Origin of the sequence: Streptomyces sp. NPDC020898 (assembly GCF_044333925.1) — a bacterium.
Classification (GTDB): Bacteria; Actinomycetota; Actinomycetes; order Streptomycetales; family Streptomycetaceae; genus Streptomyces.
On the sequence record NZ_JBIRRV010000005.1, the window covers coordinates 278,622 to 303,541 of the forward strand.

Genomic DNA, 24,920 nt, shown 5'->3' on the forward strand with positions numbered 1-24,920 from the left:
CCTTCGTGTGGACGTGCGGACTGCGCACATGGTACGTATGACGGGCGACGTTATACGTAACACTTCCGGCGTCGCGGTCGACGGGAAGGGCTGGTCATGGCGGCGGGATACCTGGAGATCCTCAGGGCACGGCATGCGGTGCGGCTGCTCGTGGGCACCCTGGTGGGCCGGTTGCCGAACGCCACGGCGGCGATCGCGATCGTGCTGTTCGTCTGTGCCGAGGGCGGCACCTACAGCCTCGCCGGCGGGCTCGCCGCGGCGTACGGGGTGGCGAACGCCGTGGGGCAGCCACTGCTCGGGCGGCTGGTCGACCTGTACGGGCAGCCGCGGATCCAGTTGTCGGGCGCGCTCGTGTCGGCGTTCGGCATGGGGGTGTTCGCGTTCGCGGGCACCGATCCGCTGCCGCTCGCCTATGCCGCGGTGGCGGTCGCCGGGCTTTTCACGCCCCCCTTGGAGGGCGGTCTGCGTGCGCTGTGGCCCTCTGTCCTCCGTAAGGAGGACCACGTGCACACGGCGTACGCGATGGACGCGGTGGCGCAGGAAGTCATGTTCACCGTGGGGCCGTTGCTGGTGACGCTGTGCGCGTCGCTGTGGTCGGCGCAGGCCGCGCTGCTCGTCATGAACGTGATCGGGGTCCTCGGCGCGCTCTCCGTGGTGCTGTCGCCGCCCTCGCGTGCGTGGCGTTCGGCGCCGCGCGAGGCGCACTGGCTGGGCGCGCTGCGTTCGCCGGGGCTGCTGGCGATGCTCGGGGCGTTCCTGTTCGTCGGGATCGCGCTGGGGTCCATCACGGTCGCCTCGGTGTCGTACGCGGACGACAACGGAGGTGACACGGTGTACGGCTGGCTGATGGCGGCCATCGGGCTGGGTGCGCTGCTCGGCGGCACGGTGTACGGGGCGCGGCAGTGGAGCGGGCCGGCGGAGCGACGACTGACGGTGCTGGTGGGGCTTCTGGCGGTGTGTTACCTGCCGTTGACGCTGATGCCGGGCGCCGTGGCGATGACGTTGCTGATGGTGCTCGCCGGGGTGTTCCTGGCGCCGGCCCTCGCATGTGTGTTCGTGCTGGTGGACCGGCACGCTCCGCGGGGGACGGTCACCGAGGCTTTCTCCTGGCTTGTGACGACGTTCACCGTGGGCGCGTCGCTGGGAACGGGCCTGGCGGGGCCGGTCGTCGAGTGGGGCGGAACGCTGTGGGGGTTCGTCGTGCCGGGGGGTGCGGGGGCCGTGTCGTTGCTGGTTCTGCTGGTCACCGGGCGGGTCCTGGCGGTGCCCTCGGGAGGTGCGGTGGTTGCGGTCTCATCGGAAAATGATCCAAACCGTGCTGCCGGAACCCGTTTCAGCACAGGGGATCGGGCGTAATGTTCAGTCATGGACCGCCGCATTTTCGGGCTGGAGAACGAGTACGGCGTCACGTGTACGTTCAGGGGACAGCGGCGTCTGTCTCCCGACGAGGTGGCTCGGTACCTCTTCCGCCGTGTCGTGTCATGGGGCCGCAGCAGCAATGTCTTTCTGCGAAACGGCGCCCGCCTCTATCTTGACGTGGGATCACATCCGGAATACGCGACACCGGAATGTGACGACCTGACGGAACTCGTCACCCACGACAAGGCCGGCGAGCGCATTCTCGAAGGACTCCTGGTGGACGCCGAACGACGCCTGCACGAGGAAGGAATCGCGGGCGACGTCTACCTCTTCAAGAACAACACGGACTCGGCGGGCAACTCTTATGGTTGCCACGAGAACTATCTGGTGGCCCGGCACGGGGAGTTCTCCCGGCTCGCGGACATCCTCATTCCGTTCCTCGTCACCCGCCAGCTCCTGTGCGGTGCGGGCAAGGTACTGCAGACTCCGCGCGGTGCCGTGTACTGCGTGAGTCAGCGGGCCGAGCACATCTGGGAGGGCGTCTCCTCGGCGACGACCCGGTCCCGGCCGATCATCAACACACGTGACGAACCGCACGCGGACGCCGAGCGCTACCGTCGGCTGCACGTCATCGTGGGCGACTCGAACATGTCCGAGACGACGATGCTCCTCAAGGTCGGTGCCACCGACCTCGTGCTGCGCATGATCGAGGCGGGCACGGTGATGCGGGACCTGACCCTGGAGAACCCGATCCGGGCGATCCGCGAGGTCAGCCATGACATCACGGGCCGTCGCAAGGTGCGGCTGGCCAGCGGCCGGGAGGCCTCGGCGCTGGATGTGCAGCGCGAGTACTACGAGAAGGCCGTGGACTTCGTCGACCGGCGAGGTATCCGCACGGGCACGGTCGCGCAGGTGCTGGAGTTGTGGGGCCGGGTGCTCGACTCCATCGAGGCCGAGGATCTGGACCGGATCGGTACCGAGATCGACTGGGTGATGAAGTACCAGCTCATCGAGCGGTACCGGGCCAAGCACAATATGACGATGTCGCATCCGCGCGTCGCTCAGATAGACCTCGCTTATCACGACATCCACCGCAGGCGGGGTCTTTACTACCTGCTGGAGAGGAAGAACCAAGCCGCTCGGATCTGCAACGACTTGAAGATCTTCGAGGGCAAGTCGGTTCCGCCGCAGACCACTCGGGCGCGGCTGCGCGGTGACTTCATCCGGCGGGCTCAGGAGCAGCGCCGTGATTTCACGGTCGACTGGGTGCATCTGAAGCTCAACGACCAGGCACAGCGCACGGTGTTGTGCAAGGACCCGTTCCGCAGCGTCGACGAGCGGGTGGAGAAGCTGATCGCCGGTATGTGAGATTTGCGGCCGGGCGAGTTTCCGGAACGCAACACGGGCGCCGTACGTTTTCCGTACGGCGCCCTTCGCACGCCGTAGAGTTGCGCGGACGCCAGCAACACAAGATCGACACCGATACGAGGCTTTCACCGTGCGCCGACGCTCAGTTCTCCTTGCCGTACCTGCCGGACTTGTCACACTCGCCGGATGCGGTGACGACAAGTCCGACACGAGCAAGGCCAGTGACAGCAGCCCGTCCCCTTCGGCGTCGGGTTCGTCCGGCGCTCCGGCTCCGAAGATCGTCGACGGTCCGCTGCCGGCGGTCACCGCGGGGGCGAAGTTCGGCGAGAAGCCGACGGTGGCCAAGGGCAGCGGTGCCGCGTCGAAGGATCTCGCGGTGAAGACGCTCGTCGCGGGCAACGGCAAGACGGTCGTGGAGAACGACTACGTCGTGGCGAACTACCTGGGCCAGGTCTGGGATTCGGCGAAGGTCTTCGACAACTCGTACGACCGGGGGACCGCGCTCGTCATCCAGCTCGCGCAGGGCAGCATCATCGACGGCTGGCGGTATGCGCTGACGGGCAAGAAGGCCGGCAGCCGTGTCGAGATGGCCGTCCCGCCGACCTGGGGCTACGGCACGCAGGGCAACGCGCAGGCGGGCATCAAGGGCACCGACACGCTGGTCTTCGTCGTGGACGTCGTGGACACGTTCAACGCGAAGAGCTCGGCGAAGGGCAAGGTCGTCGCCCAGGACGACGCCGCTCTGCCGAAGGTCGGTACGAACACCGACGGGGCGGCTCCCTCGATCGAGATCCCGAAGTCCGCCGCGCCCACGAAGCTGGTGGCGAACTACGTCATCGAGGGCGAGGGCGAGGTCGTCAAGGAGACCGAGTCGGTCCTCGTGCAGTACAAGGGCGTGCTGTGGGACACCGGCAAGGAGTTCGACTCGTCGTACAAGAACGGGCAGCTGGTCTCGTTCGGGTTGTCGCAGGTCGTCAAGGGCTGGTCGCAGGGGCTGACGGGCAAGAAGGTCGGCAGCCGCGTGATGATCTCGATTCCGCCGGCCCTGGGCTACGGCGACAACCCGCCGCAGGGCAGCGGTATCGAGAAGGACTCGGTGCTGGTGTTCTCCGTGGACATCCTCGCCAAGATGTGAGCCCTTGTGTGACCTCTTCGTGGAGGTCGGCCTGGCGCGGGCGTCACCTCGCCGGGGATGAAAGACTGTGCGCGTTGCCTTTGTTCATTCACCAGCAGGAGCCAGAGACGTGAGCATCGAGAAGCCCGAGATCGACTTCCCCGGCGGCGAGCCCCCGGCGGACCTCCAGATCAAGGACATCTGGGAGGGCGACGGAGCCGAAGCGAAGGCGGGTCAGAACGTCACCGTCCACTACGTGGGAGTGTCCTTCAGCACGGGCGAGGAGTTCGACGCCAGCTGGAACCGGGGCAACCCGTTCAAGTTCCCGCTGGGCGGCGGCCGGGTCATCAAGGGCTGGGACCAGGGTGTCCAGGGCATGAAGGTCGGCGGCCGGCGTGAGCTGACCATCCCGGCCCACCTCGCCTACGGCAACCAGAGCCCGACCCCGGCGATCAAGCCGGGCGAGACGCTGATCTTCGTGGTGGACCTGATCGCGGTCTGACCGTCCGGTCCGATCGTCGCACGACAGTCGAATGGGATCGGGATCAGGTCGGATCGTCGTACGACATCGGTACGGGATGTGACCGGACTCGATCATCCGGGGTCCATGCCTGTCCGGGCATGGGCCCTCGGCTTTTGCCGCGCCACTTCGGGGCGGTACGGTCATCCGTCGTAAGCACCATAGGGAAGGCGAAGGGCGTCGATGGCCATTGCCAAGGCAGAGCGGCTGATGAACCTGGCGCTGTGCCTGCTCGGAACGCGCCGGCCGCTGAGCAAACGCGAGCTGCGCGACTCCATCGAGGCCTACCTCGAAGCGGGCAGCGACGACTCGTTCAACCGGATGTTCGAGCGGGACAAGGACGATCTGCGCGAGCTCGGGCTGGTCATCGAGACGGTGGAGAACCTCGACGGTGAGGTCGGCTATCGCGCCGGCCGTGACAGCAACCGGCTGCCGCCCATCGCCCTCGACGCCGAGGAGGCCGCCGCCCTGGGCCTGGCCGCGAAGGTCTGGCAGCAGGCCCGCCTCGCCGGTGCGGCCAGCGGCGCCCTGCAGAAGCTGCGCGCGGCCGGGCTGCCCGAGGACGTTGACCCGTACGAGTGGCACGGCGCCCTGGAGCCGCGCATTCCGGTGCACGAGGCCGCCTTCGAACCGCTGATGCTGGCCTGCCGGGACCGCCGCCCGGTCGTCTTCGACTATCGCAAGGCCACCGCCGTCCGCCCCGAGCCTCGTCATGTGGAGCCGTGGGCGCTGGAGTGCTGGCGCGGCCACTGGTATCTCGCGGGCTGGGACCGCGACCGGGGCGCCGAACGGGTGTTCCGGCTGTCGCGGATCACCGGCAAGGTTCGCAGCCGGGGCGCGAAGTACACCGCCGAGGTCCCCGACGTCGTCACCGTCCGCGAGACCGTCGCCAGCTGGGCGGGCGAGACCGCCGACCGGTCCGCGCTGATCCGGCTGCGGGCGGGCGCCGGTTACCCCCTTCGGGCGAAGGCGGCCCAGGTCCGGGAACTCGGCGACGGCTGGGACGAGTTGGAGATTCCGTACGGGCACGGGCTGGACGCCTGGCTGGTGGAGTTCGGGCCGGATGTGGTGGTCCTGGAGCCGGCCGAGCTGCGCGCCGACGTGGTGGACCGGCTGCGCGCTGTGGCCAAGGGCTGAGGGGGAGCACAAGCAAGTGGCAGGCAAACCGGTCAGGCCCGTGAACGCCATCGACCAGACGCGGCGGATGCTGTCCCTGGTGACGTATCTGCGCGAGCGGCCCGGCGCGCGTGTCGGCGATGTCGCCCGCGCGTTCGGAATCACCGAGGACGAGCTGGTCTCGGACCTGGATGTGCTGCCCATGTGCGGCACCAGCTTCCGCGGTGGCGACCTCCTCGACATCGACACCGACGGTGACCGGATCTGGTGGCACAACCCCGCGGCCCTCGGGGAGGAGGCGGCCGAACCGCTCAGGCTGGCCGCCGACGAGGCGACCGCGCTGCTGGTCGCCGCCCGCGCGGTGTCCACGCTGCCCGGGCTGCGCGAGGGCGACCGGCAGGCGCTGCTGCGGGCCACCGCCAAGGTGGAGACGGCGGCCGGCGAGGCCGCCGGGGCCAGCGCGCGGCTGTCGGTGACCTTCGAGTCCGAGGGCGGGGTCTTCGCGGACGTCGACCGGGCGATCTCCGAGCGGCGCCGCCTGTGGATCCGCTACTACTCGCCCGCGCGCGACGAGCTCAGCGAACGGGAGATCGACCCGATCCGCCTGGTCAGCGTCGGGCACACGTACGTGGAGGCATGGTGCCGGCGCTCCGAGGCGCGCCGCACGTTCCGCCTCGACCGGGTCGCCGAGATCAGGATCCTGGACGAGCCGTCCGCACCGCCCGAGATAGAGCTGCGGGACCTGTCGGAGGGGCTGGTGCAGCCGGCCGCCGAGGACCCCGAAGTCGTCGTCGAGGTCGGGCCCGGGGGGCGCTGGGTCGCCGAGTACTACCCGCACGACAGCGCCGACGAGCTTCCCGACGGCGGTCTGCGCATCACCCTGCGCACCCCCGATCCGGCGTCCCTGCGGCGTCTGGCGCTGCGGCTCGGCCGCGACGGGCGCATCGTCTCCCCGCAGGGCCTGGCGGACAGTGCCCGGCAGGCCGCCAGGGAGGCGCTGACGGCGTACGACGGACCGCAGGACGCCCACGGGGCGCAGGGAGTCCAGGACGGGCTGTACGACAGGCGGGAGCAGGGGCGTTGAGCGAGTCTCCGGTGTCAGGTGTGCGGGAAATGACGGTGGAGGCAGCCTTCGCGGGGATGCGAAGAGTGGCCCCCGTGGTGTTCCGGGCCGCCTGCCCGGACTGCCGCGGCAGCTTCGAGCTCACCGCGAGCGCCCTGCGCCTGGCCATCGGCGCCACCAGCCGCACCACCTTCTACTCCTTCACCTGCCCCGACTGCGACGTGACCGTCCGCAAACCGGCCGGTGAACGCGTCGTCGAGCTGCTCACCGGGGGAGGGGTCAGGACCCTGCGGCTGGCTGGGCCGTCTTGAGGGTGCGCTGGTGTGTGTTCTTCGCCCCCGTCGCCCTTACCCGTTCCCATCCCTGAGGGCTGCGCCCCCAGCCCCCCTTTCGCGCTGCACGCGCTCGTCCTCATACGCCGGACGGGCTGAAATGCCCCCGGCCGCCCTTGAACTCCGGACGTGCTGGAAATGCCGCTAGGCTCCGTGGCATGTTCTGGCCGATGTTCGCGATCGCTGTGGGGTTCCTGGGTCTGGCCGTTCTCGGGGTGCTCGCCGTCCGGGTCTTCCTGGAGGCGCAGCGGCTGGGGCAGCAGGTCATGGACTCGGCGCGGCGTATCAACCGTGCCGCCGAGGACCTGGAAAAAGCCGCGGTGCACACGGCACGCTCTGTTGATGCGCTGTGAGTCCGAGGCGGCTCTTCTGTGAGTTCATGGGTTGATGTGTTTTGGGCGACTTCGCCCTGTCACCTTGTCGGTGTCGGCAGGTACGCTGCTGATCGCGGCCGGCAAACGAGGCCCGGACCGCAAACCGGGAGTACGCACAGGGATTGCCTCAGGTTTACCCCAGAGCGTTACGATCGCTGTGAACACGACGGTCGGACACCTGTCCGAACGATCGGACAGCACCCCCACCCAGCCGCCTCGGTGAGAAGGTAAAGACTTATGTTCGGAAGGCTCGGAGCTCCCGAGATCATTCTCATCCTCGTCGTCATCATCCTGCTGTTCGGCGCGAAGAAGCTTCCGGACATGGCGCGCTCGCTGGGCAAGTCCGCGCGCATCCTGAAGAGCGAGGCCAAGGCGATGAAGTCGGAGGGCCAGGAGACGGCCCCCGCCGGCCCGCCGACCACCGACGAGCAGTCCCCGGCTCAGCGCACCATCCAGGCAGCCCCCGGTGACGTGACGAGCTCGCGCCCGGTCACCGAGCCGACGGACACGACCAAGCGCTGATGCAGACGCAAGGCCGGACGCCTCCGGCCTGCCGCACGAGATGAGGACGTGGGTTGCTTAAGTCTGCCCGCAACAAGGAGGAGAAGGGGAGGGATCCCGAGGGGCGGATGCCCCTCGTGGAGCACCTCCGTGAGCTCCGCAACCGGGTCGCGAAGGCCCTGCTGGCGATCGTCGCCGTCACGGTCGTGGCCGCCTTCTTCTACAACGACATCATCAACTTCTTCACCAAGCCCGTGCTCGACTCGGTCGGATGCCCGTCATCCTTCTCCGAGCTGGCGAAGCAGCAGGCCGAGGGGGACAACCCCTGCGCGCAGATCACGATCAACGGCCTGCTCGCACCCTTCACGCTCGCGCTGAAGGTGTCGCTGATGGCCGGCGTCGTGCTCGCCTCCCCGGTCTGGCTCTACCAGCTCTGGGCGTTCGTCGCCCCGGGCCTGCACAAGAACGAGAAGAAGTACGCGTACGCGTTCGTCGCATCCGGTGTCCCGCTGTTCCTCGGCGGGGCCTACTTCGCCTACCGGGTACTCCCGACCACCGCGAAGGTGCTGATCGAGTTCACGCCGTTCGGCGTCGACAACCTGCTGCCGCTGGACGACCTGCTCGACCTCGTCACGCGCATGGTGCTCGTCTTCGGTCTCTCCTTCGAACTGCCGCTGCTGCTGGTCATGCTCAACTTCACCGGGATCATCACCGGCAAGCGCATGGCCGGCTGGTGGCGTGCCATGATCATGGGCATCACGGTGTTCGCGGCGGTCGCGACGCCCAGTACGGACCCGTTGACCATGCTGGCGCTCGCCGGACCGATCTGGATCCTGTACTTCGGCGCGGTGGCGGTCTCGCTGACGAACGACCGGCGCAGGCGCCGGCGCGACGAGGCGGGCCCCGGCGACGACGAGGCCTCCGACCTGGACCTCACCCCGGAGGACATCGGCGAGATCGAGACCGTCTCCGCCAGCCGCGCCCTGCCCGAACAGGCAGGCACGGAGCGGGTCAACGGCTACGACGATGTGACCTGAAGCACTCTTCGCATCACACCGACGCGGAAGCGGCCGGGCGCGCCCACACGGCGCACCCGGCCGCTTCCGCGTCGCGGGGCTCCGCGCCCTCCGGGCCGTCGTCGGCGCTGAGCTGCGGAGATCCTGGGTCTCACAGGCACCGATCCGGATAATGATCGTCCTGTTGTCAGTGGGGGCCGGTAGTCTCGAAAGCACGATGACAGAGGATCTCTCACCGGCCGAGCGGTATGCGGCAGCGCGCAGGCGCGCTGTCGAGCAGGCCACCGCGCTCGCGTCCTTCCGCGAGATGTACGACTTCGGCCTCGACCCCTTCCAGATCGAGGCCTGTCAGGCACTCGAAGCGGGGAAGGGCGTGCTGGTGGCCGCCCCCACCGGTTCGGGCAAGACGATCGTCGGCGAGTTCGCCGTCCATCTCGCCCTCCAGCAGGGCAAGAAGTGCTTCTACACGACACCCATCAAGGCGCTGTCGAACCAGAAGTACGCGGACCTGTCCCGGCGTTACGGCGCGGACAAGGTCGGCCTGCTCACCGGCGACAACAGTGTCAACTCCGATGCCCCGGTGGTCGTGATGACCACCGAGGTGCTGCGGAACATGCTGTACGCGGGCTCGCAGACCCTCCTCGGCCTCGGTTACGTGGTCATGGACGAGGTGCACTACCTCTCCGACCGCTTCCGCGGCGCCGTGTGGGAGGAAGTGATCATTCACCTCCCCGAGTCGGTCACTCTCGTCTCGCTGTCGGCCACCGTGTCCAACGCCGAGGAGTTCGGCGACTGGCTCGACACCGTCCGCGGCGACACCCAGGTGATCGTCTCCGAGCACCGGCCCGTGCCCCTGTTCCAGCATGTGCTCGCCGGGCGCCGGATGTACGACCTCTTCGAAGAGGGTGAGGGCAGCAAGAAGGCCGTCAACCCCGACCTCACCCGGCTCGCGCGGATGGAGGCCCAGCGGCCCTCCTTCCAGGACCGCAAACGCGGGCGTGCCATGCGTGAGGCCGACCGCGAGAGGGAGCGCAGATCGCGCTCACGCGTGTGGACACCGGGGCGTCCCGAAGTCATCGAACGGCTCGACTCCGAGGGCCTGTTGCCCGCCATCACGTTCATCTTCAGCCGCGCGGCCTGCGAGGCCGCCGTACAGCAGTGCATGTACGCGGGGCTGCGGCTGAACGACGACGAGGCGCGGGAACGGGTGCGGGGCATCGTCGAATCGCGCACCTCCTCCATCCCCACCGAGGACCTGCACGTCCTGGGGTACTACGAGTGGCTGGAGGGCCTGGAGCGGGGCATCGCCGCCCACCACGCGGGCATGCTGCCCACGTTCAAGGAAGTCGTCGAGGAACTCTTCGTGCAGGGCCTCGTGAAGGCCGTGTTCGCCACCGAGACCCTCGCCCTCGGCATCAACATGCCCGCCCGCTCGGTCGTGCTGGAGAAGCTCGTCAAGTGGAACGGCGAGCAGCACGCCGACATCACGCCGGGCGAGTACACCCAGTTGACCGGCCGCGCCGGCCGTCGCGGCATCGATGTCGAGGGCCACGCCGTCGTCCTATGGCAGCGGGGCATGAGCCCCGACCACCTGGCGGGACTGGCCGGCACGCGCACGTACCCGCTGCGCTCCAGCTTCAAGCCGTCGTACAACATGGCGGTCAACCTTGTGGAGCAGTTCGGGCGGCACCGGTCGCGCGAGCTGCTGGAGACCTCGTTCGCGCAGTTCCAGGCCGACAAGTCGGTCGTCGGGATCTCCCGGCAGGTGCAGCGCAACGAGGAGGGCCTGGACGGCTACAAGGAGTCCATGACCTGCCACCTGGGCGACTTCGAGGAGTACGCGGGACTGCGCCGCGACCTCAAGGACCGCGAGACCGACCTGGCCCGGCAGGGCGCCGCCCAGCGGCGTGCCGAGGCCGCCGTCGCCCTGGAGAAGCTCAAGCCCGGTGACATCATCCACGTCCCCACGGGCAAGTATGCGGGCCTCGCGCTCGTCCTGGACCCGGGGCTGCCCGCCGGCCGGTCGAACGGCCATCGCGGCTTCGAGCAGCACGACGGCCCGCGTCCGCTGGTGCTGACGGCTGAACGGCAGGTGAAGCGGCTGGCGTCGATGGACTTCCCGGTGCCTGTCGAGCCGCTGGAGCGGATGCGGATCCCCAAGTCCTTCAACCCGCGCTCGCCGCAGTCCCGCCGCGACCTCGCCTCCGCGCTGCGCACCAAGGCCGGGCACATCCCGTCCGAGCGGTCGCGCAAGCAGCGGTCCCAGGCGGCCGACGACCGCGAGATCGCCCGGTTGCGCACCGCGATCCGCGCCCACGCCTGTCACGGCTGCAACGACCGTGAGGACCATGCCCGTTGGGCCGAGCGCTACTACCGGCTGCAGCGCGACACCTCGCAGCTGGAGCGGCGCATCGAAGGCCGTACGAACACCATCGCGCGTACGTTCGACCGCATCGTCGCCCTGCTCACCGAGCTGGACTATCTGCGCTCCGACGAGGTGACGGAGCACGGCAAGCGGCTCGCCCGGCTCTACGGCGAGTTGGACCTGCTCACGAGTGAATGCCTGCGTGCGGGCGTGTGGAACGGGCTCGCGCCCGCCGAACTCGCCGCGTGCGTCTCGGCGTTGGTGTACGAGTCGCGGGCCGGCGACGACGCCATGGCGCCGAAGCTGCCGTCCGGCAAGGCCAAGGCCGCACTCGGCGAGATGGTCCGCATCTGGGGCCGGCTCGACGCGCTGGAGGAGGAGTTCCGGATCACCCAGAGCGAGGGCGTGGGCCAGCGCGAGCCGGACCTCGGCTTCGCGTGGGCGGCCTACGAGTGGGCCTCGGGCAAGGGCCTCGACGAGGTGCTGCGCGAGGCGGAGATGCCGGCGGGTGACTTCGTACGGTGGTGCAAGCAGGTCATCGACGTCCTCGGCCAGATCTCGGCGGCGGCGCCGGTCTCCGGTGGTGAGGGCTCGACGGTCGCGAAGAACGCGCGCAAGGCCGTGGAAGGGCTGCTGCGGGGGGTTGTGGCCTACTCGTCGGTTGGCTAGCCGGTAGGTCGGTAGGAGTGGGTGGGTGCGTGCGTGCGGGGTTGTGTGCCGTTGCTCGCGCGCACCCGGCGGTTGTTCAGAGGCGGTCGTTCAGGTACGCGCGCCAGCCGCCGTACGTCGTGATGTCCTCGGCGCCTTCGAGGGCGGCCGGCTCGCACAGGAAGCCGGGTACGTGGGTGCCGTCGGCGAGTTCGACGCGGCCCAGGGCCATCGGGCGGGGGAGGGCGGCGAGGAGACGGCCGAGGCCTTCGGCCGGGAGGCGCCACACCTCGGCCTCCACGGCCGTTCCGCCGGTCTCTTTGTCGCCGACGTGGACGAGGCCCGGCTTCGGCGGAGTGGTGGCGAGGGCGTGCAGACGGTAGACGGGGGCCGTCGTGGTCGTACGCTCCAACCGGGCGCCCAGGGCGAGGAGCTGGGGGTTCAGTGGCTGGCCCGCGAGATGCGCGCCGACCACCGCGAGGCGGGCCTCGGGCTGGAGCAGACGGGCGATCGTGGCGAGCCGTTCGTCGGTGAACGCCGGGCCGATCAGCATCACACCGAAGGGGAGACCGTCGACCTCGCCCCCGGGTACGGCGACCGCGGCCAGGTCGAAGAGGTTCGTGGAGTTGGTGAAACGGCCCAGGCGGGCGTTGGCGCCCAGCGGATCGGCGGCGACCTCGGCGAGGGTGGGGTGACCGGGGGCCGTGGGCAGCAACAGCGCGTCGGCGTCGGCCAGTTCGGCGAGCGCGTGGGTGCGCAGGGCTGCCAGCCGCTCCTGGTCCGCGTAGAGCTGGTGGGCGGGGATGTCGCGGGCGCGGGTGATGATGCCGGCGACGGTGGGGTCGAGGGTCGTGCTCCCCTCGCCCCCCTCGGCGATCAACTTGTCGACAAACGCACCTACCGCTGTGTAGCGCTCCGCGACGAACGCGCCCTGGTACAGCATCGCGGCGGCCTCGGTGAACGGGGTGAGGTCGATCGTGCGGACGGAGGCGCCCGCGGTGCGGAGTTGGGCGACGGCGGCTTCGTAGGCCTGTGCCCAGCCCGGGTCGAGTTCCCCGAGCTGGTCGAGGGGCGGGACCGCTACGCGCCAGGGGCCGGGGGCGCGCTGGGCGAGGGCGGGGAGGTCGCGGTCGGGCGGGGATGCCATGTGGGCGAGTGCCTGTTCGGCCTCGGGGAGCGTACGGGCGAAGACGGTCACGCAGTCGAGGGAGGCGCAGGCCGGGACGACGCCGGTGGTGGGGACCAGGCCCCGGGTGGGCTTGAGGCCGACGATGCCGTTGAAGGCGGCGGGAACGCGGCCGGAGCCGGCGGTGTCGGTGCCGAGGGCGAAGTCGACGAGGCCGAGCGCTACGGCGGTGGCGGAGCCGGAGCTTGATCCGCCGCTGATGCGGGTGGGGTCGTGGGCGTTGCGGACGGGGCCGTGGGGGGAGCGGGTGCCGACGAGGCCGGTGGCGAACTGGTCGAGGTTGGTGGTGCCGAGAATGATGGCGCCGGCGTTTCGGAGGCGGGCGACGACGGGGGCGTCGGCCTCGGGGAGGTAGGCGTAGGCCGGGCAGCCGGCGGTGGTGGGGAGGCCTTGGACGTCGATGTTGCCCTTGGCGGCGAAGAGTTTGCCGGCGAGGGGGAGGTGTTCGCCTGCGGCGAGGCGGTCGTCGATGCGGGTGGCCTCTGTCTCGACCTCTGCGAGGGGGCGTAGGTCGATCCAGACCTCGGGGCGGTCCACGGCGTCGATGCGGGCGTAGGCCATGCGGACTCGGGTCAGGGTCGACATCTGTGCTCCTTGGTTGTGGGTGGTGTTTGTTTCGCCCCCGCCGCCCTTACCCGTTCCCATCCCTGGGGGCTGCCGCCCCCAGACCCCTGCTACGGCCCTGAACGGGCCTTGTCCTCAAACGCCGGACGGGCTGGGGTGCCTGGGCCTGGGCTGTAGAAGCGGCGGGGGCGGGTGGGCGGGAAAGAAGCTGGGGCTGAAGGGGCCTTGTCCTCCAACGCCGGACGGGCTGGGCTGCCGGGGCCTGGGCTGAAGATGTGGCCCGGCGGGTGGGTGGGAAAGAAGCTGGGGCTGAAGGGGCCTTGTCCTCCAACGCCGGACGGGTTGAGCTGCCGGGGCCTGGGCTGAAGATGTGGCCCGGCGGGTGGGTGGGAACGAAGCTGGGGCTGGAGGGGGCTTGTCCTCGGTCGCCGGCGGGCTGGTATGTCAGCCTCTTGGGGGTCCCCCTCTGGGGGAGTTTGAGGAGCGGGGGTTCGGGGGCAGCGCCCCCGAGGATGGGACGGGTAGGGGCGGCGGGGGCGAGAAACGTCTCTCAGGCGTGACCCTCAGGTGATCGGGGTCAGGACCATCAGTGCTGTGCCCGCCTCCACCTGGGTGCCCGGTTTGATCAGGATCTGGTGGACGACCCCTGCTGCCGGGGCGTGTATCCGGGATTCCATCTTCATCGCCTCCAGGGCCAGGAGCGGCTGGCCCGCTGTCACCTCGTCGCCCGGCGAGACGTTCAACTGCCAGACCGACGCGGCGAATTCGGCCTCTATCAGGCGGCCCCCGGGCGGGATCGTCACCTCGGGGGAGGCGGCCGGTGGTGCGGTGACCGCCTCTGCCCTGGTGAACTCGCCCGCTGCCTCCCAGGCGTCCCGTTCCGCGGAGAAGGCCGTGCCCTGGCGGGAGCGGAACTCCGCTATCGACTCGGCGTTCTGCGCGAGGAACGCCTCGTGCTCGGCCAAGGAGAAGACGCCCTCCTCGATGCGTGGGACGAAGCGGCCCGAGACGATGTCGGCGCGCAGGTCGAGGAGTTCGTCGGGGTCCACGGCGTACCACTTGATGCGGTCGAAGAAGCGGAGCAGCCACGGTGAGCCCGGCTCGAACGCGCCGCGCTGCTGCCAGCCCGACCAGACCTGGGTCGTACGGCCGACGAACTGGTAGCCGCCGGGGCCCTCCATGCCGTAGACGCAGAGGTACGCGCCGCCGATGCCGACCGAGTTCTCGGCCGTCCAGGTGCGGGCCGGGTTGTATTTCGTCGTCACGAGGCGGTGGCGGGGGTCCAGCGGAGTTGCCACGGGCGCGCCCAAGTAGACGTCTCCCAGGCCCAGTACGAGGTACTCCGCCTCGAAGACCGTGCGGTACACGTCGTCCACCGAGTCCAGGCCGTTGACCCGGCGGATGAACTCGATGTTCCACGGGCACCAGGGGGCGTCGTCGCGGACGCCCGCCATGTAGCGGGCGATCGCCTCGCGGGTCGCCGGGTCGTCCCAGGAGAGGGGGAGGTGGACCGTACGGGAGGGGACAGCCAGGCGGTCTGTCGGGGGCATGCCGGTTGCTATCTCCCTTACGGCAGCCAGGAGTTCGGGCTGGGGGAGCAGGGTCGGACTCGCCTGGATCTGGAGTGAGCGGATGCCCGGCGTCAGGTCCGTCACGCCCTCCAAGGACGCCTCCGTCACCGCCTCCATCAGGGCGTGGACGCGCATTCGGAGTGCCAAGTCAAGCTGCATTGGCCCGAATTCGACGAGCAGGTTGTCGTCGCCGCTGCGGCGGTACGTGATGTCGCCGTCCCGGGCCAGTACGCCCCCGTCGACAATCGCGGCCCGAGGCACGCCCGTTGTGTCCACCGGTGCGAAACGGACCGTGTCGCCCGGGCGCAGCTGGCCCAGTTTCCAGCGCTCCGTGCTGATGACGGTCGCCGGGCACACGAAGCCGCCGAGGGAGGGGCCGTCCGGGCCCAGCAGGACCGGCATGTCGCCCGTGTAGTCGACGGCGCCCACGGAGTACGGCGTGTCATGGATGTTGGACGGGTGCAGGCCGGCCTCACCGCCGTCGGTGCGTGCCCAGCGGGGCTTGGGGCCGACGAGTCGTACGCCGGTGCGGGCCGAGTTGAAGTGGACCTTCCAGTCGGCCGCGTAGAAGTCGTGGATGTCCTCCTCGGTGAAGAACTCCGGTGCCGCGTGCGGGCCTTCGACGGCGCCGATGTGCCAGGGGGACGCGAACTCCGGGCGGTCGTGCGGGGGTACCGGGGTCGCCGATGCCGTCACCGCTCCGCCGTGCAGGACGTCGCCCGTGCGCAGCGCCCGGCCGCCGTGTCCGCCGAATCTGCCCAGCGTGAAGGTGGCCGCGCTGCCGAGGAACGGCGGCACGTCCAGGCCGCCGTCGGCGAAGAGTACGTACGTCCGCAGGCCCTGGTCTGCCGGGGCGCCGATCTCCAGTACGGCACCCGCCGGTACCGTCACCGGCTCCCACTGCGCGACCGGCGTGCCGTTGAGGGTAACCGGTGCCGGGGCGCCCGTCACGCACACGGTCGTGGGGTGCGAGAACCTCAACGCCGGGCCCTGGAGGGTGCATTCGAGGCCGGGTGCGCCCTCGTCGTTGCCCAGGGCGCGGTTGCCGAGGCGGAAGGAACGGTCGTCCATCGGGCCGCACGGAGGGACGCCCACCTGCCAGTAGCCGGTGCGGCCCGGCCAGTCCTGGACGGTGGTGAGCGTTCCGCCGGAGACGACCTCGATGCGCGGAGTCGGGTCGCTCACCCCGGCGAGGGTCGCCGTCGAGTGCGTCGCGGAGCGGAAGTCCCGGTGCGCCAGTGCCGCCCGCACCAACCCGAGGTTCGTCTCGATGCCGTCGACCCGGGTGCGGGCCAGCGCCTCGTCGAGCCGGCGCAGTGCGTGTTCCCGGTCGGAGCCGTACGCGATCACCTTGGCGAGCATGGGGTCGTACGACGTGGTCACCTCGGTGCCCGTCTCCACCCAGCCGTCGATCCGCACCCCGCCCGGGAACTCCACCCGCGTCAACAGGCCCGCGCTGGGCCGGTGTTCGCGGGACGGGTCCTCGGCGTAGACGCGGGCCTCGACGGCATGGCCCCGGGGCGTACCGGGATCCCGTACGACGTCTCGCTCACCGCGGGCCAGGCGCAACATCCAGGCGACGAGGTCGACGCCGTAGATCTCCTCCGTGACCGGATGCTCCACCTGGAGCCGGGTGTTGACCTCCAGGAAGTACGCCTCCTCGCGGGCGGCGTCGTACACGAACTCCACCGTGCCGGCGGAGCGGTAGCCGACGGAGGTACACAAGGCGCTTGCGGCGGTGGCTAGTTGGGCCCGGACACGCGCGGGTATCCCCGGCGCCGGAGCTTCCTCCACCACCTTCTGGTTGCGGCGCTGGAGCGAGCAGTCGCGGTCGCCGAAGGTGACCACCCTGCCCTCGCCGTCGCCGAAGACCTGTACCTCGACATGGCGGGCCCGTTCGACGAGCCGTTCCAGGAACACGCCCGCCGAGGAGAAGGAGGCGGCGGCGACGCGCTGCACCCGCTCCCAGGCGTCGGCGAGTTCGGCGGGCGAGGCGCACGCCGACATGCCGATGCCGCCGCCCCCGCCGGTCGCCTTGAGCATCACGGGATAGCCGATGGCGGCGGCCTGCTCCACAGCCTCCTCCAGCGAGGCCAGCAGCCCTGTTCCCGGCGCCAGCGGCACGCCCGCCGCCTCGGCCGCAGCCCGGGCCGTGTGCTTCGCGCCGAACAGCTCCAGCTGCCCCGGCGTCGGCCCCACGAACACGATCCCGGCGTCCTCGCAGCGCCGCGCGAAGGCCGCGTCCTCGGAGAGGAAGCCGTACCCGGGATGGATCGCCCCGGCGCCCGTCTCCTTGGCAGCCGCCAGCACCAGGTCGGCGTCGAGGTACGACTCCTTCGCGGGCGCCGGACCGAGCCGCACCGCCTCGTCGGCGAGCCGGACGTGCGGGGCGGAGCGGTCGGGGTCGGAGTACACCGCGACCGTGCGCAGGCCCAACTCCCGTGCCGTACGGATGATCCGTACCGCGATCTCGCCCCGGTTGGCGACCAGTAGCGTGTCGAAGCTCATGAGGCTTCCGCCGCGGAGCCGGTGCCAACGATGGTCATCTCCACGGCAGTCGGCTCGAAGCCGTTGCAGGGGTTGTTGATCTGGGGGCAGTTGGAGACGAGGACCAGGACGTCCTGCTCGGCGCGGAGTACGAGTTGCAGCCCGGGCGACGAGAGACCGTCGACGATGCCGAGCGTGCCGTCCTTCTCCACCGGCACGTTCATGTACCAGTTGATGTTGGAGACCAAGTCCCTTTTGCCCAGGCCGTGTTTGGCACCCTCGGCGAGGAAGTTGTCGACGCACGCGTGCTGCGACCAGGTGTGGTGGCCGTACCGGAGGGAGTTCGACTCCTTGGAGCAGGCGCCGCCGACCGTGTCGTGCCGGCCGACGTCGTCGGCGACCACGGTCATCAGGGGGGTGTGCTCGTTCGACATCAGGACGCTGCCCGTGGTGAGGAAGATGCCGCCCTGCGCGTGGATCGTGTCGGGCGCGCTGTAGCGAACGGATGTGTCGTGGGCGTCGTACACGAGGAAGTCGACGGCCTGGTTGCCGTGCAGGTCGGTGATGGTCAGCGTCTCGCCGGCGCGGACGACGGACGACCAGGCGGCGCGGGCGGGAACGACGGTCATGCGAGCCCCCTCGTGGCGAGGAATTCGGCGGTGTTGAGGAAGGCGCGGCGGCCCTCGGGGGTGGCCTCCCACAGGGGGTCGCCGGGCCCGGTCGCCTCCGCGCGCCAGGCCAGCACCTCCAGCGGGGTGCTGGTGTAGGCGTCGCGCGGGTCGGCGGGGTGCGGGACGTTCGCGATGAGCACCGTGACGTCCTGCTCGGCGCGCAGCGTCACACTGCCGCCCGGTCCGGCCGAGCCGGTGAAGTCGAGGGAGCCGTCCTCACGTATCTCCACGCCCTGGAAGAAGGAGAGCGAAGGCGGCAGATCGCGCGGCTGGAGGCCGTTCTTGGCGGCGGCCAGCTTGAACAGCTCGCGGCCTGCGGGGGAGGGCGACTGCGGGGTGCCGTCGCCATAGCGGTCGGTGTTGCGTACGAGGGCGGAGGTGCCGCACAGCGCGTCGTGGCGCCCGGAGGTGTCGGCGACCAGGGTGGCGAGGACGCGGCCCTGGTCGGACAGGAGCAGCTGTCCCTCGCCGAGGTAGGCGTTCCACTGCACCTTGACGGTGTCGGCGACGTTCAGCCGCTCCCAGGGCCGGTCCGCGACGAACAGCAGCAGATGGGCGCAGGCGTCGCCGTGCAGGTCGGTCAGGCGTAGCTCGGTGCCGCGGGCCAGCACCCGGTGCGTGTAGTTGCCGCCCGCCACCGTCTCGGCCCACACCAGCCGGCCCGCCGCAGAGGGCGGCTCCGGCCAGTCGGCGGCCGGGACGACGGGCATGGCGTCGGCCCGGGCGCCTCCCTGGGCGCGGGCGTGGTCGCGGGCTCCGTACGTGGTCGATGTCCCCATCGCGGGTCCTCCGGCTCCGAAGTCGTGCTGCGGGTCGTACTGCCTGTAGGGGTCGTACGTGTCCTGGTGCTTGTCCTGGTACTTGATTTCTGTCGCGCGACAGAAATTAGGCGGGCGACGCGACGCCGGAATTGCCCATGTGTTTCTGTCCCGTTACCGATTCCTCACGGAGATCATCGGACCGGGCGGTATGCGAGGATCGAACACATGGGAACGACGGGTAGGCCGGGTGAGCCGGGTGTGCGGCGCGTCGGCAGGCCGCGGGCCGCGCAGCGGCCGGACAGTGGGCTCACCCCGCGAGCCGAACTGCTCGCCGCCGCTGCCGAGTTGTTCACGACCCGAGGCTATGCGGCCACCACCACCCGGACCATCGCCGAGCGGGCGGGGATGCGCCAGGCATCCATGTATCACTACGTCTCCGGCAAGGAGGAGCTGCTTGCCGAGCTCCTGGAGTCCACGGTCACACCGTCGCTGACGTACGCCCGCCAGTTGCTCGCCGACGACGCGGCCCCGGCCGAGGGCCGGTTGTGGGAGTTGTGCCGCACCGACGTCGAGCTGCTGTGCGGCGGCTCGCACAACCTCGGCGGCCTCTACCTCCTCCCCGAGGTGCGCGCCGAACGCTTCGCCGGGTTCCATGCCGTACGGGCCGAGCTCAAGGACGCCTACCGGCAGTTGCTCGCCGGCACCGCGGCCGGCGGGATGCTCGCCAAGAGTGAGCTGGACCTGCGGACGGATCTGCTCTTCGGGCTCATCGAGGGCGTGATCCTGGTGCACCGCTCCGACCCCGAGCGCCCGGTCTCGGCGTTCGCGGAAGCCACGGCGGACGCGGCACTGCGCATCGCCGGTATCTGAGGCCCGCGGCGGCGCCCCGGGGTTCCGGAGGCCCGCATTCACCCGTCACGGTGAGTGGTTTTCGTACGCCCATGCGTCGTGACGCAGTGTGTGCGATTGCATCCGCAGCGTGCAAATGGGCTGAGACTACTCCAGTCGAAGGGGGCATTTCAGAGCCTTGCCGAATATGACACGGCGTTGATCCGGTCGGACTAAGCTCGCCCGCAGCGCACCGAGTTGAGGTGTATTCGTGCGCTTGTTCCCAAAAATACCGAAGATCCAGACAATCCCCAGACGTACCCCACAGCAAGCTCCCCCAACCCCCAGCCGACCTGTCTCAGAGGGCATACATGGTGAGTCTTCAATCGCCTCCCGGTGGCCGTGAACTTCCCTACGCGCGCGTGCTGTTGATGCCGGCCATAGCAATGGCCGGGGCGACCGGAGCCGCCGTCGCCCTGGTGGCGGGGCCGGCCCGGGCCGCCGTCGGCTGGTGCGGAGCCGTCGCCACGATCCTGGTCGTCGTGGTGGCCGCCGAAGCGGTCCGCCGCGGCCGGACCGTCCGCAGCCTGCGGGCCGAGCACACCCGTCACACCGCGTATCTGGAGCGGCGCCTCGCCGCCCACGACGAGGACTTCGACCGGTTCGGCAAGGAAGTCCTGCCGTACGCGCTCCACACGCTGCGTAGCGCCGGTTCACCCGCAGAGGTGATTCGCCGACTGGGTCTGCCGGACTCCACGTACCGCGAACTTCCGGTGCCGCAGCGCAATCTGCTCCAGCAGGTCATGGAGATCATCGACCGCGAGCAGTCCATGCGGGACGGCTCCCAGCGCGCGTTCGTCAGCATCGCCCGGCGCGTTCAGGCGATCGTCCACCAACAGGCCAACGAACTCCGGGAGATGGAGGAGGACCACGGCCGCAACCCCGAGGTCTTCGACGACCTCCTGCGCATCGACCACGGCACCGCGCTGATCGGCCGTCTCGCCGACTCCATCTCCGTGCTCGGCGGTGGCAGGCCCGGACGCCAGTGGCCCCAGCCCGTCGCGCTGTACAGCGTGCTGCGCGGTGCGATGTCCCGGATCCTGGAGTACCGCCGCATCGATCTGAGCTCCATCGCGAAGGTCAACGTCGACGGCAACTCCGTCGAGCCGCTCATCCACGCGGCGGCCGAACTCCTCGACAACGCCACGCGCTACTCGCCGCCCCACACCAAGGTCCACGTCACCGCGACCGAGGTGCAGACCGGCATCGCCATCGAGATCGAGGACGCCGGCGTCAGCCTCAGCGAGGAGTCGCGAGCGCGCGCCGAGGACATGATCGCCCGCGCCCAGGCCGGCTTCGACCTCAACGACCTCGGCGAGGCCCCGCGCCTCGGCCTGGCGGTCGTGGGACGCCTCTGCGAGTCGTACGACATGCAGATCTCGCTCAGGCAGTCCGCGTACGGCGGTGTCCGCGCCGTCCTGGTGGTACCGAGCGACATGCTCACCAGCGACCCGGCCCCCGGACTCGCCCACGGCATCGGCTCCACCGGCGCGCCCAAGATCGAACTCGGTGCGCTGGAAGGCCCCAAGCGCCCGCCCAAGAGGCGCCGCCCCACCACGGGCCCGCGCATCCCGGCGAGCGTCTCCATGGAGGACGACGTCCCGGTCGTCACCGAGTGGACCGACAACGGCCTGCCGCAGCGCCGCAGCCGGGTCAAGACCCCGCTCAGCGAGCGGTACGCCCGCTCCAGGGCCGCCGAGGCCGAGATGGAGGCCAATCCGGAGCTCCGGAAACTGTGGGAGCCCGAGAAGCCGAAGAAGGACGACGAGCCCCTGCCTGGCCTGTGGGTCGAGGCGTTCATGGAGGGCCTCAAGGGCGACCCGGACCCCACGGCCTTCACCCGGAACCCCGACGACCCGACGACGCTCTCCGGCCACCCGGACGACAGCGAGGCCTTCGGCGGCCACCGGGAAGAACCGAGCGCGTCCAGCGCGACCAACCAGCAGCCGGCCCACGCTGAGGCCGACGACGAGGGGGACCTCAAGTGATCTCGCAGCGAGCCAACTTCGACTGGATGCTCAAGGCGCTCGCCGACGGAGTACCGGGTGTCCAGCAGATCGTGGTGCTCTCCGCCGACGGCCTGCGCATCGCCCGCTACGGCGGCGATCCCGACGCCGCCGACCGTGTCGCCGCCGCCTGCGCGGGGCTGCAGAGCCTTGCGGGCGCCGTCGCGCACGAAATTCCGGACAGCGACGGCACCATGCGCATGGTCATCATCGAGGTCACCGGCGGCTACTTCTACCTGATGGCCGCCGGTCCCAACGCCTACCTCGCGGTCCTCGCCAACGTGGTCGCCGAACCCGGCAACATGAGCAACCACATGCGCGACCTGGTCGTCCGGATCGGTGAGCACCTCACCAGTCCGCCCCGGCGGAACGGGCAGACCGTATGACTCCTCCGCAGCGCCGTCGGCGCTACCCGATCAGGCAGGAGCCCCCACCGGAACCGCTCCACCGGAGCGTGGCCGGTACGGAGGGCGGGACAGACCCGGAGAGCGCGGCGGGCCCGGCGCAGAGCACCGAGGGCACCGAGGGGGAGCGGAAGAACCCCGAACGGTTCTATGTGCTCACCGGCGTCGCCCAGGGCGGCGACCGCGCCTCCCTCGACCTCGTCACGTTAATCGTGGCGTGCGCCGAGCCCCCGCCGTCCGCCCCACCGGAGCAGTCGGCGCTGCTCCGGCTCTGCCAGGCCCCCCTGTCCGTGGCCGAGCTCTCGGCCTATCTCAGCCTGCCGTTCAGCGTGGTGACCGTCCTGCTCACCGAGCTGCTGACGGCCGAACTGGTACAGGCGCGCGACCCGCTCATCAGCCAGTCGCTCGCAGACCGTTCCCTCCTCGAAGCGGTGATGCATGGACTTCAAAAGCTCTGACACCATCACGGGTCCACGGACCGAGGACCGCCTGTCGCAGTCCGTCGAGTCCGCGGTGAAGATCGTGATCGTGGGCGGTTTCGGCGTCGGCAAGACGACCATGGTCGGCTCGGTCAGCGAGATCAGGCCGCTGACCACCGAAGAGACCATGACGCAGGCCGGCATCGGCGTCGACGACAACTACGGCTCCGAGTCCAAGACGGCCACCACCGTGGCCATGGACTTCGGCCGGATCAGCATCACCGACCAGCTGGTGCTGTACCTGTTCGGCACCCCGGGCCAGGAGCGCTTCTGGTTCCTGTGGAACGGCCTGTTCGAAGGCGCCCTCGGCGCGGTCGTCCTGATCGACACCCGGCGCCTGGAAGTCAGCTTCGACGTCATAGGGCGACTGGAGGAGTGCGGCGTCCCTTTCGTCATCGCCGTCAACTCCTTTCCGGACGCGCCCCGTTACCCGGTCGAGGACCTGCGCGCGGCTCTCGACCTGGCCCCGGAGATCCCGATCGTGGAGTGCGACGCACGGCGGCGGGCTTCCAGCAGGGACACGCTCATGACGCTGATGCGCTTTCTGCATTCCCTGGAGATGGCGAAGGCGAAAACGTCTGTCTGAACGCGCGGTTCCCACCCGGCACACCATCAACTCATCCGACATCGGATCCACTTCAGTTTCGGAGCGATCACTGTGACGCCTGAGCCCCACTCCCTGACCGGTACGGACGACACGGCCCTCGGCCCACCCCCCGGCTGCCCCGCCCACGGCACGGGCCCCGGCGGGCTGCGTCGGCTCTACGGCCCCGAGGCGGAGGACCTGGGAGCCGTGTACGAGAAACTCCGCGCCGAACACGGCGCGGTGGCCCCTGCGTTGCTCCACGACGATGTGCCGATCTGGGTGGTGCTCGGCCACGGCGAGAACATGCACATGGTGCGCACGCCTTCGCAGTTCAGCCGTGACACCCGGTTGTGGGCTGCCCTGCAGGACGGCACGATCAAGCCCGATCACCCGCTCATGCCGATCGTCGCCTGGCAGCCCATCTGCTGCCACGCCGAAGGCGACGAGCACCTGCGGCTGCGCGGCGCGGTCACCGGCGCCATGTCGACCATCGACCACCGGGGCATCCGCCGCCACATCAACCGCGCGACCCAGCACCTCGTCAACAAGTTCTGCGAGGAGGGCAGGGCCGATCTGGTCGGCCAGTTCGCCGAGCACCTGCCGATGGCGGTGATGTGCGAGGTTCTGGGCATGCCCGACGAGTACAACGACCAGATCGTGCAGGCCGCCCGCGACCTGCTCAAGGGCACCGAGACCTCAATCGCCAGCAACGCCTACATCATGGACGCCCTGATGCGGCTCACCGTCCGCCGCCGGGCCGAACCCAAGGACGACTTCACCAGCCATCTGATCAACCACCCGGCGGGGCTCAACGACGAGGAGATCGGCCAGCACCTGCGCGTGGTCATGATCACCTCGTACGAGGCCACCGCCAACCTCCTTGCCAACGTGCTGCGGGTGGTGCTCACCGACCCGGGGTTCCGCGCCCGGCTCAACGGCGGCCAGATGACGGTGCCCCAGGCCGTCGAGCAGTCCCTGTGGGACGAGCCGCCGTTCAGCGCCATGCTGGGCTACTTCGCCAAGCAGGACACCGAGCTCGGCGGTCAGCACATCCGCAAGGGTGACGGTCTCCTCCTGGGCATCGCCCCGGGCAACGTCGACCCACGCGTGCGCCCCGACCTCAAGGCCAACATGCAGGGCAACCGCTCCCACCTCGCCTTCAGTGGCGGTCCCCACGAGTGCCCGGGCCAGGACATCGGCCGCGCCATCGCCGACGTGGGTGTCGACGCGCTGCTGACCCGCCTCCCGGACGTCCAACTCGCCGGCGAGGAGTACGAACTGCACTGGCGGACGTCCATCTTGAACCGGCACCTCGTGGAACTGCCGGTGAAGTTCGCGCCGAAGCCCCAGCAGGACGTCATGCAGCGGCCCTCCAGCAACCCGGTGCCGCCGCAGCGCCCGAACAACTGGCAGGTCAGCACGCCGCAGCCACAGTGCACAGCTCAGGAGCCCGCTGCTCCGACGCCGGCGGCGATGCCCGAACCGGCCCGTCGGCCGGGCGTGTTCCGGCGCCTCCTGCGCTGGTGGCGCGGCGACTGAGC

At 69.9% G+C, this 24,920-nt stretch carries 21 protein-coding genes; 17 read left to right on the forward strand and 4 right to left on the reverse strand.

The window, feature by feature from the left end; all coding sequences use genetic code 11:
- Nucleotides 1–96 precede the first annotated feature (96 nt).
- The 11 genes from ACH4TV_RS18565 to ACH4TV_RS18615 all read left to right on the forward strand — a co-directional run bounded on the left by ACH4TV_RS18565 (nt 97) and on the right by ACH4TV_RS18615 (nt 11,797).
- Nucleotides 97–1,356, forward strand: a complete 1,260-nt coding sequence (locus ACH4TV_RS18565; protein ID WP_398399281.1) for an MFS transporter — start codon at nt 97–99, stop codon at nt 1,354–1,356.
- Between the two features lie 9 nt (nt 1,357–1,365).
- Nucleotides 1,366–2,727 carry a Pup--protein ligase gene (pafA, locus tag ACH4TV_RS18570; RefSeq protein WP_329279181.1) on the forward strand — a complete coding sequence of 454 codons (1,362 nt, stop codon included), beginning with the start codon at nt 1,366–1,368 and terminating at the stop codon, nt 2,725–2,727.
- A 130-nt stretch (nt 2,728–2,857) separates the two neighbouring features.
- Nucleotides 2,858–3,862, forward strand: a complete 1,005-nt coding sequence (locus ACH4TV_RS18575) for an FKBP-type peptidyl-prolyl cis-trans isomerase (protein WP_398399283.1) — start codon at nt 2,858–2,860, stop codon at nt 3,860–3,862.
- Between the two features lie 109 nt (nt 3,863–3,971).
- Nucleotides 3,972–4,343 (forward strand): FKBP-type peptidyl-prolyl cis-trans isomerase, encoded by a 372-nt coding sequence (locus ACH4TV_RS18580; protein WP_398399285.1) that lies wholly within the window; start codon nt 3,972–3,974, stop codon nt 4,341–4,343.
- Between the two features lie 201 nt (nt 4,344–4,544).
- Nucleotides 4,545–5,498, forward strand: coding sequence for a helix-turn-helix transcriptional regulator (locus ACH4TV_RS18585; RefSeq protein ID WP_398399287.1), 954 nt, complete (start codon nt 4,545–4,547; stop codon nt 5,496–5,498).
- A 16-nt stretch (nt 5,499–5,514) separates the two neighbouring features.
- The gene (locus tag ACH4TV_RS18590) at nt 5,515–6,561 is read left to right on the forward strand and encodes a helix-turn-helix transcriptional regulator (RefSeq protein ID WP_398399289.1); all 1,047 of its coding nucleotides are present in this window, start codon (nt 5,515–5,517) and stop codon (nt 6,559–6,561) included.
- Complete coding sequence (locus ACH4TV_RS18595; RefSeq protein WP_398399291.1) at nt 6,558–6,851, forward strand: hypothetical protein; 294 nt, start codon at nt 6,558–6,560, stop codon at nt 6,849–6,851. The genes ACH4TV_RS18590 and ACH4TV_RS18595 overlap by 4 nt, the downstream gene beginning before the upstream one ends.
- Nucleotides 6,852–7,030: 179 nt before the next feature.
- Nucleotides 7,031–7,225 (forward strand): hypothetical protein, encoded by a 195-nt coding sequence (locus ACH4TV_RS18600; RefSeq protein ID WP_398399293.1) that lies wholly within the window; start codon nt 7,031–7,033, stop codon nt 7,223–7,225.
- 258 nt (nt 7,226–7,483) lie between these two features.
- Nucleotides 7,484–7,768: a Sec-independent protein translocase subunit TatA gene (gene tatA, locus ACH4TV_RS18605; protein WP_398399295.1), complete on the forward strand. Its 285-nt coding sequence runs from the start codon at nt 7,484–7,486 to the stop codon at nt 7,766–7,768.
- Between the two features lie 53 nt (nt 7,769–7,821).
- Nucleotides 7,822–8,784: a twin-arginine translocase subunit TatC gene (tatC, locus tag ACH4TV_RS18610; protein ID WP_398399297.1), complete on the forward strand. Its 963-nt coding sequence runs from the start codon at nt 7,822–7,824 to the stop codon at nt 8,782–8,784.
- A gap of 151 nt (nt 8,785–8,935) precedes the next feature.
- Nucleotides 8,936–11,797 (forward strand): DEAD/DEAH box helicase, encoded by a 2,862-nt coding sequence (locus ACH4TV_RS18615; protein ID WP_398399299.1) that lies wholly within the window; start codon nt 8,936–8,938, stop codon nt 11,795–11,797.
- A 76-nt stretch (nt 11,798–11,873) separates the two neighbouring features.
- Here ACH4TV_RS18615 and atzF read toward each other — a convergent pair whose 3' ends face one another.
- The 4 genes from atzF to ACH4TV_RS18635 all read right to left on the reverse strand — a co-directional run bounded on the left by atzF (nt 11,874) and on the right by ACH4TV_RS18635 (nt 19,034).
- Nucleotides 11,874–13,607, reverse strand: a complete 1,734-nt coding sequence (gene atzF / locus ACH4TV_RS18620) for an allophanate hydrolase (protein ID WP_398399301.1) — start codon at nt 13,605–13,607, stop codon at nt 11,874–11,876.
- A 482-nt stretch (nt 13,608–14,089) separates the two neighbouring features.
- Complete coding sequence (locus ACH4TV_RS18625; protein ID WP_398399303.1) at nt 14,090–17,605, reverse strand: 5-oxoprolinase/urea amidolyase family protein; 3,516 nt, start codon at nt 17,603–17,605, stop codon at nt 14,090–14,092.
- Nucleotides 17,602–18,213: an urea amidolyase associated protein UAAP2 gene (locus tag ACH4TV_RS18630; RefSeq protein WP_398399305.1), complete on the reverse strand. Its 612-nt coding sequence runs from the start codon at nt 18,211–18,213 to the stop codon at nt 17,602–17,604. The genes ACH4TV_RS18625 and ACH4TV_RS18630 overlap by 4 nt, the downstream gene beginning before the upstream one ends.
- Nucleotides 18,210–19,034, reverse strand: a complete 825-nt coding sequence (locus ACH4TV_RS18635) for an urea amidolyase associated protein UAAP1 (RefSeq protein WP_398399307.1) — start codon at nt 19,032–19,034, stop codon at nt 18,210–18,212. The genes ACH4TV_RS18630 and ACH4TV_RS18635 overlap by 4 nt, the downstream gene beginning before the upstream one ends.
- Before the next feature lie 207 nt (nt 19,035–19,241).
- Between ACH4TV_RS18635 and ACH4TV_RS18640 the strand changes: the two genes are divergently transcribed.
- The 6 genes from ACH4TV_RS18640 (at nt 19,242) to ACH4TV_RS18665 (ending at nt 24,918) form a co-directional block, all read left to right on the forward strand.
- Nucleotides 19,242–19,886, forward strand: coding sequence for a TetR/AcrR family transcriptional regulator (locus ACH4TV_RS18640; RefSeq protein WP_398399309.1), 645 nt, complete (start codon nt 19,242–19,244; stop codon nt 19,884–19,886).
- A gap of 329 nt (nt 19,887–20,215) precedes the next feature.
- The gene (locus ACH4TV_RS18645) at nt 20,216–21,892 is read left to right on the forward strand and encodes a sensor histidine kinase (protein ID WP_398399311.1); all 1,677 of its coding nucleotides are present in this window, start codon (nt 20,216–20,218) and stop codon (nt 21,890–21,892) included.
- Complete coding sequence (locus ACH4TV_RS18650; protein ID WP_398399313.1) at nt 21,889–22,296, forward strand: roadblock/LC7 domain-containing protein; 408 nt, start codon at nt 21,889–21,891, stop codon at nt 22,294–22,296. Before ACH4TV_RS18645 ends, ACH4TV_RS18650 begins: the two co-directional genes overlap by 4 nt.
- Nucleotides 22,293–22,772, forward strand: a complete 480-nt coding sequence (locus ACH4TV_RS18655) for a DUF742 domain-containing protein (protein WP_398399316.1) — start codon at nt 22,293–22,295, stop codon at nt 22,770–22,772. Before ACH4TV_RS18650 ends, ACH4TV_RS18655 begins: the two co-directional genes overlap by 4 nt.
- Nucleotides 22,753–23,379, forward strand: coding sequence for a GTP-binding protein (locus ACH4TV_RS18660; RefSeq protein WP_398399318.1), 627 nt, complete (start codon nt 22,753–22,755; stop codon nt 23,377–23,379). The genes ACH4TV_RS18655 and ACH4TV_RS18660 overlap by 20 nt, the downstream gene beginning before the upstream one ends.
- A gap of 72 nt (nt 23,380–23,451) precedes the next feature.
- Nucleotides 23,452–24,918 (forward strand): cytochrome P450, encoded by a 1,467-nt coding sequence (locus ACH4TV_RS18665; protein ID WP_398399320.1) that lies wholly within the window; start codon nt 23,452–23,454, stop codon nt 24,916–24,918.
- Nucleotides 24,919–24,920 lie beyond the last annotated feature (2 nt).

Excerpts from the sequence above, each read along its gene's own strand:
- ACH4TV_RS18565 (WP_398399281.1), top strand. The coding sequence starts at position 97 with ATGGCGGCGGGATACCTGGAGATCCTCAGGGCACGGCATGCGGTGCGG.
- pafA (WP_329279181.1), top strand. The coding sequence starts at position 1,366 with ATGGACCGCCGCATTTTCGGGCTGGAGAACGAGTACGGCGTCACGTGT.
- ACH4TV_RS18585 (WP_398399287.1), top strand. The coding sequence starts at position 4,545 with ATGGCCATTGCCAAGGCAGAGCGGCTGATGAACCTGGCGCTGTGCCTG.
- ACH4TV_RS18600 (WP_398399293.1), top strand. The coding sequence starts at position 7,031 with ATGTTCTGGCCGATGTTCGCGATCGCTGTGGGGTTCCTGGGTCTGGCC.
- tatA (WP_398399295.1), top strand. The coding sequence starts at position 7,484 with ATGTTCGGAAGGCTCGGAGCTCCCGAGATCATTCTCATCCTCGTCGTC.
- ACH4TV_RS18615 (WP_398399299.1), top strand. The coding sequence starts at position 8,936 with ATGATCGTCCTGTTGTCAGTGGGGGCCGGTAGTCTCGAAAGCACGATG.
- atzF (WP_398399301.1), bottom strand. The coding sequence starts at position 13,607 with ATGGGAACGGGTAAGGGCGGCGGGGGCGAAACAAACACCACCCACAAC.
- ACH4TV_RS18625 (WP_398399303.1), bottom strand. The coding sequence starts at position 17,605 with ATGAGCTTCGACACGCTACTGGTCGCCAACCGGGGCGAGATCGCGGTA.
- ACH4TV_RS18630 (WP_398399305.1), bottom strand. The coding sequence starts at position 18,213 with ATGACCGTCGTTCCCGCCCGCGCCGCCTGGTCGTCCGTCGTCCGCGCC.
- ACH4TV_RS18635 (WP_398399307.1), bottom strand. The coding sequence starts at position 19,034 with ATGGGGACATCGACCACGTACGGAGCCCGCGACCACGCCCGCGCCCAG.
- ACH4TV_RS18640 (WP_398399309.1), top strand. The coding sequence starts at position 19,242 with ATGGGAACGACGGGTAGGCCGGGTGAGCCGGGTGTGCGGCGCGTCGGC.
- ACH4TV_RS18645 (WP_398399311.1), top strand. The coding sequence starts at position 20,216 with ATGGTGAGTCTTCAATCGCCTCCCGGTGGCCGTGAACTTCCCTACGCG.
- ACH4TV_RS18655 (WP_398399316.1), top strand. The coding sequence starts at position 22,293 with ATGACTCCTCCGCAGCGCCGTCGGCGCTACCCGATCAGGCAGGAGCCC.
- ACH4TV_RS18660 (WP_398399318.1), top strand. The coding sequence starts at position 22,753 with ATGGACTTCAAAAGCTCTGACACCATCACGGGTCCACGGACCGAGGAC.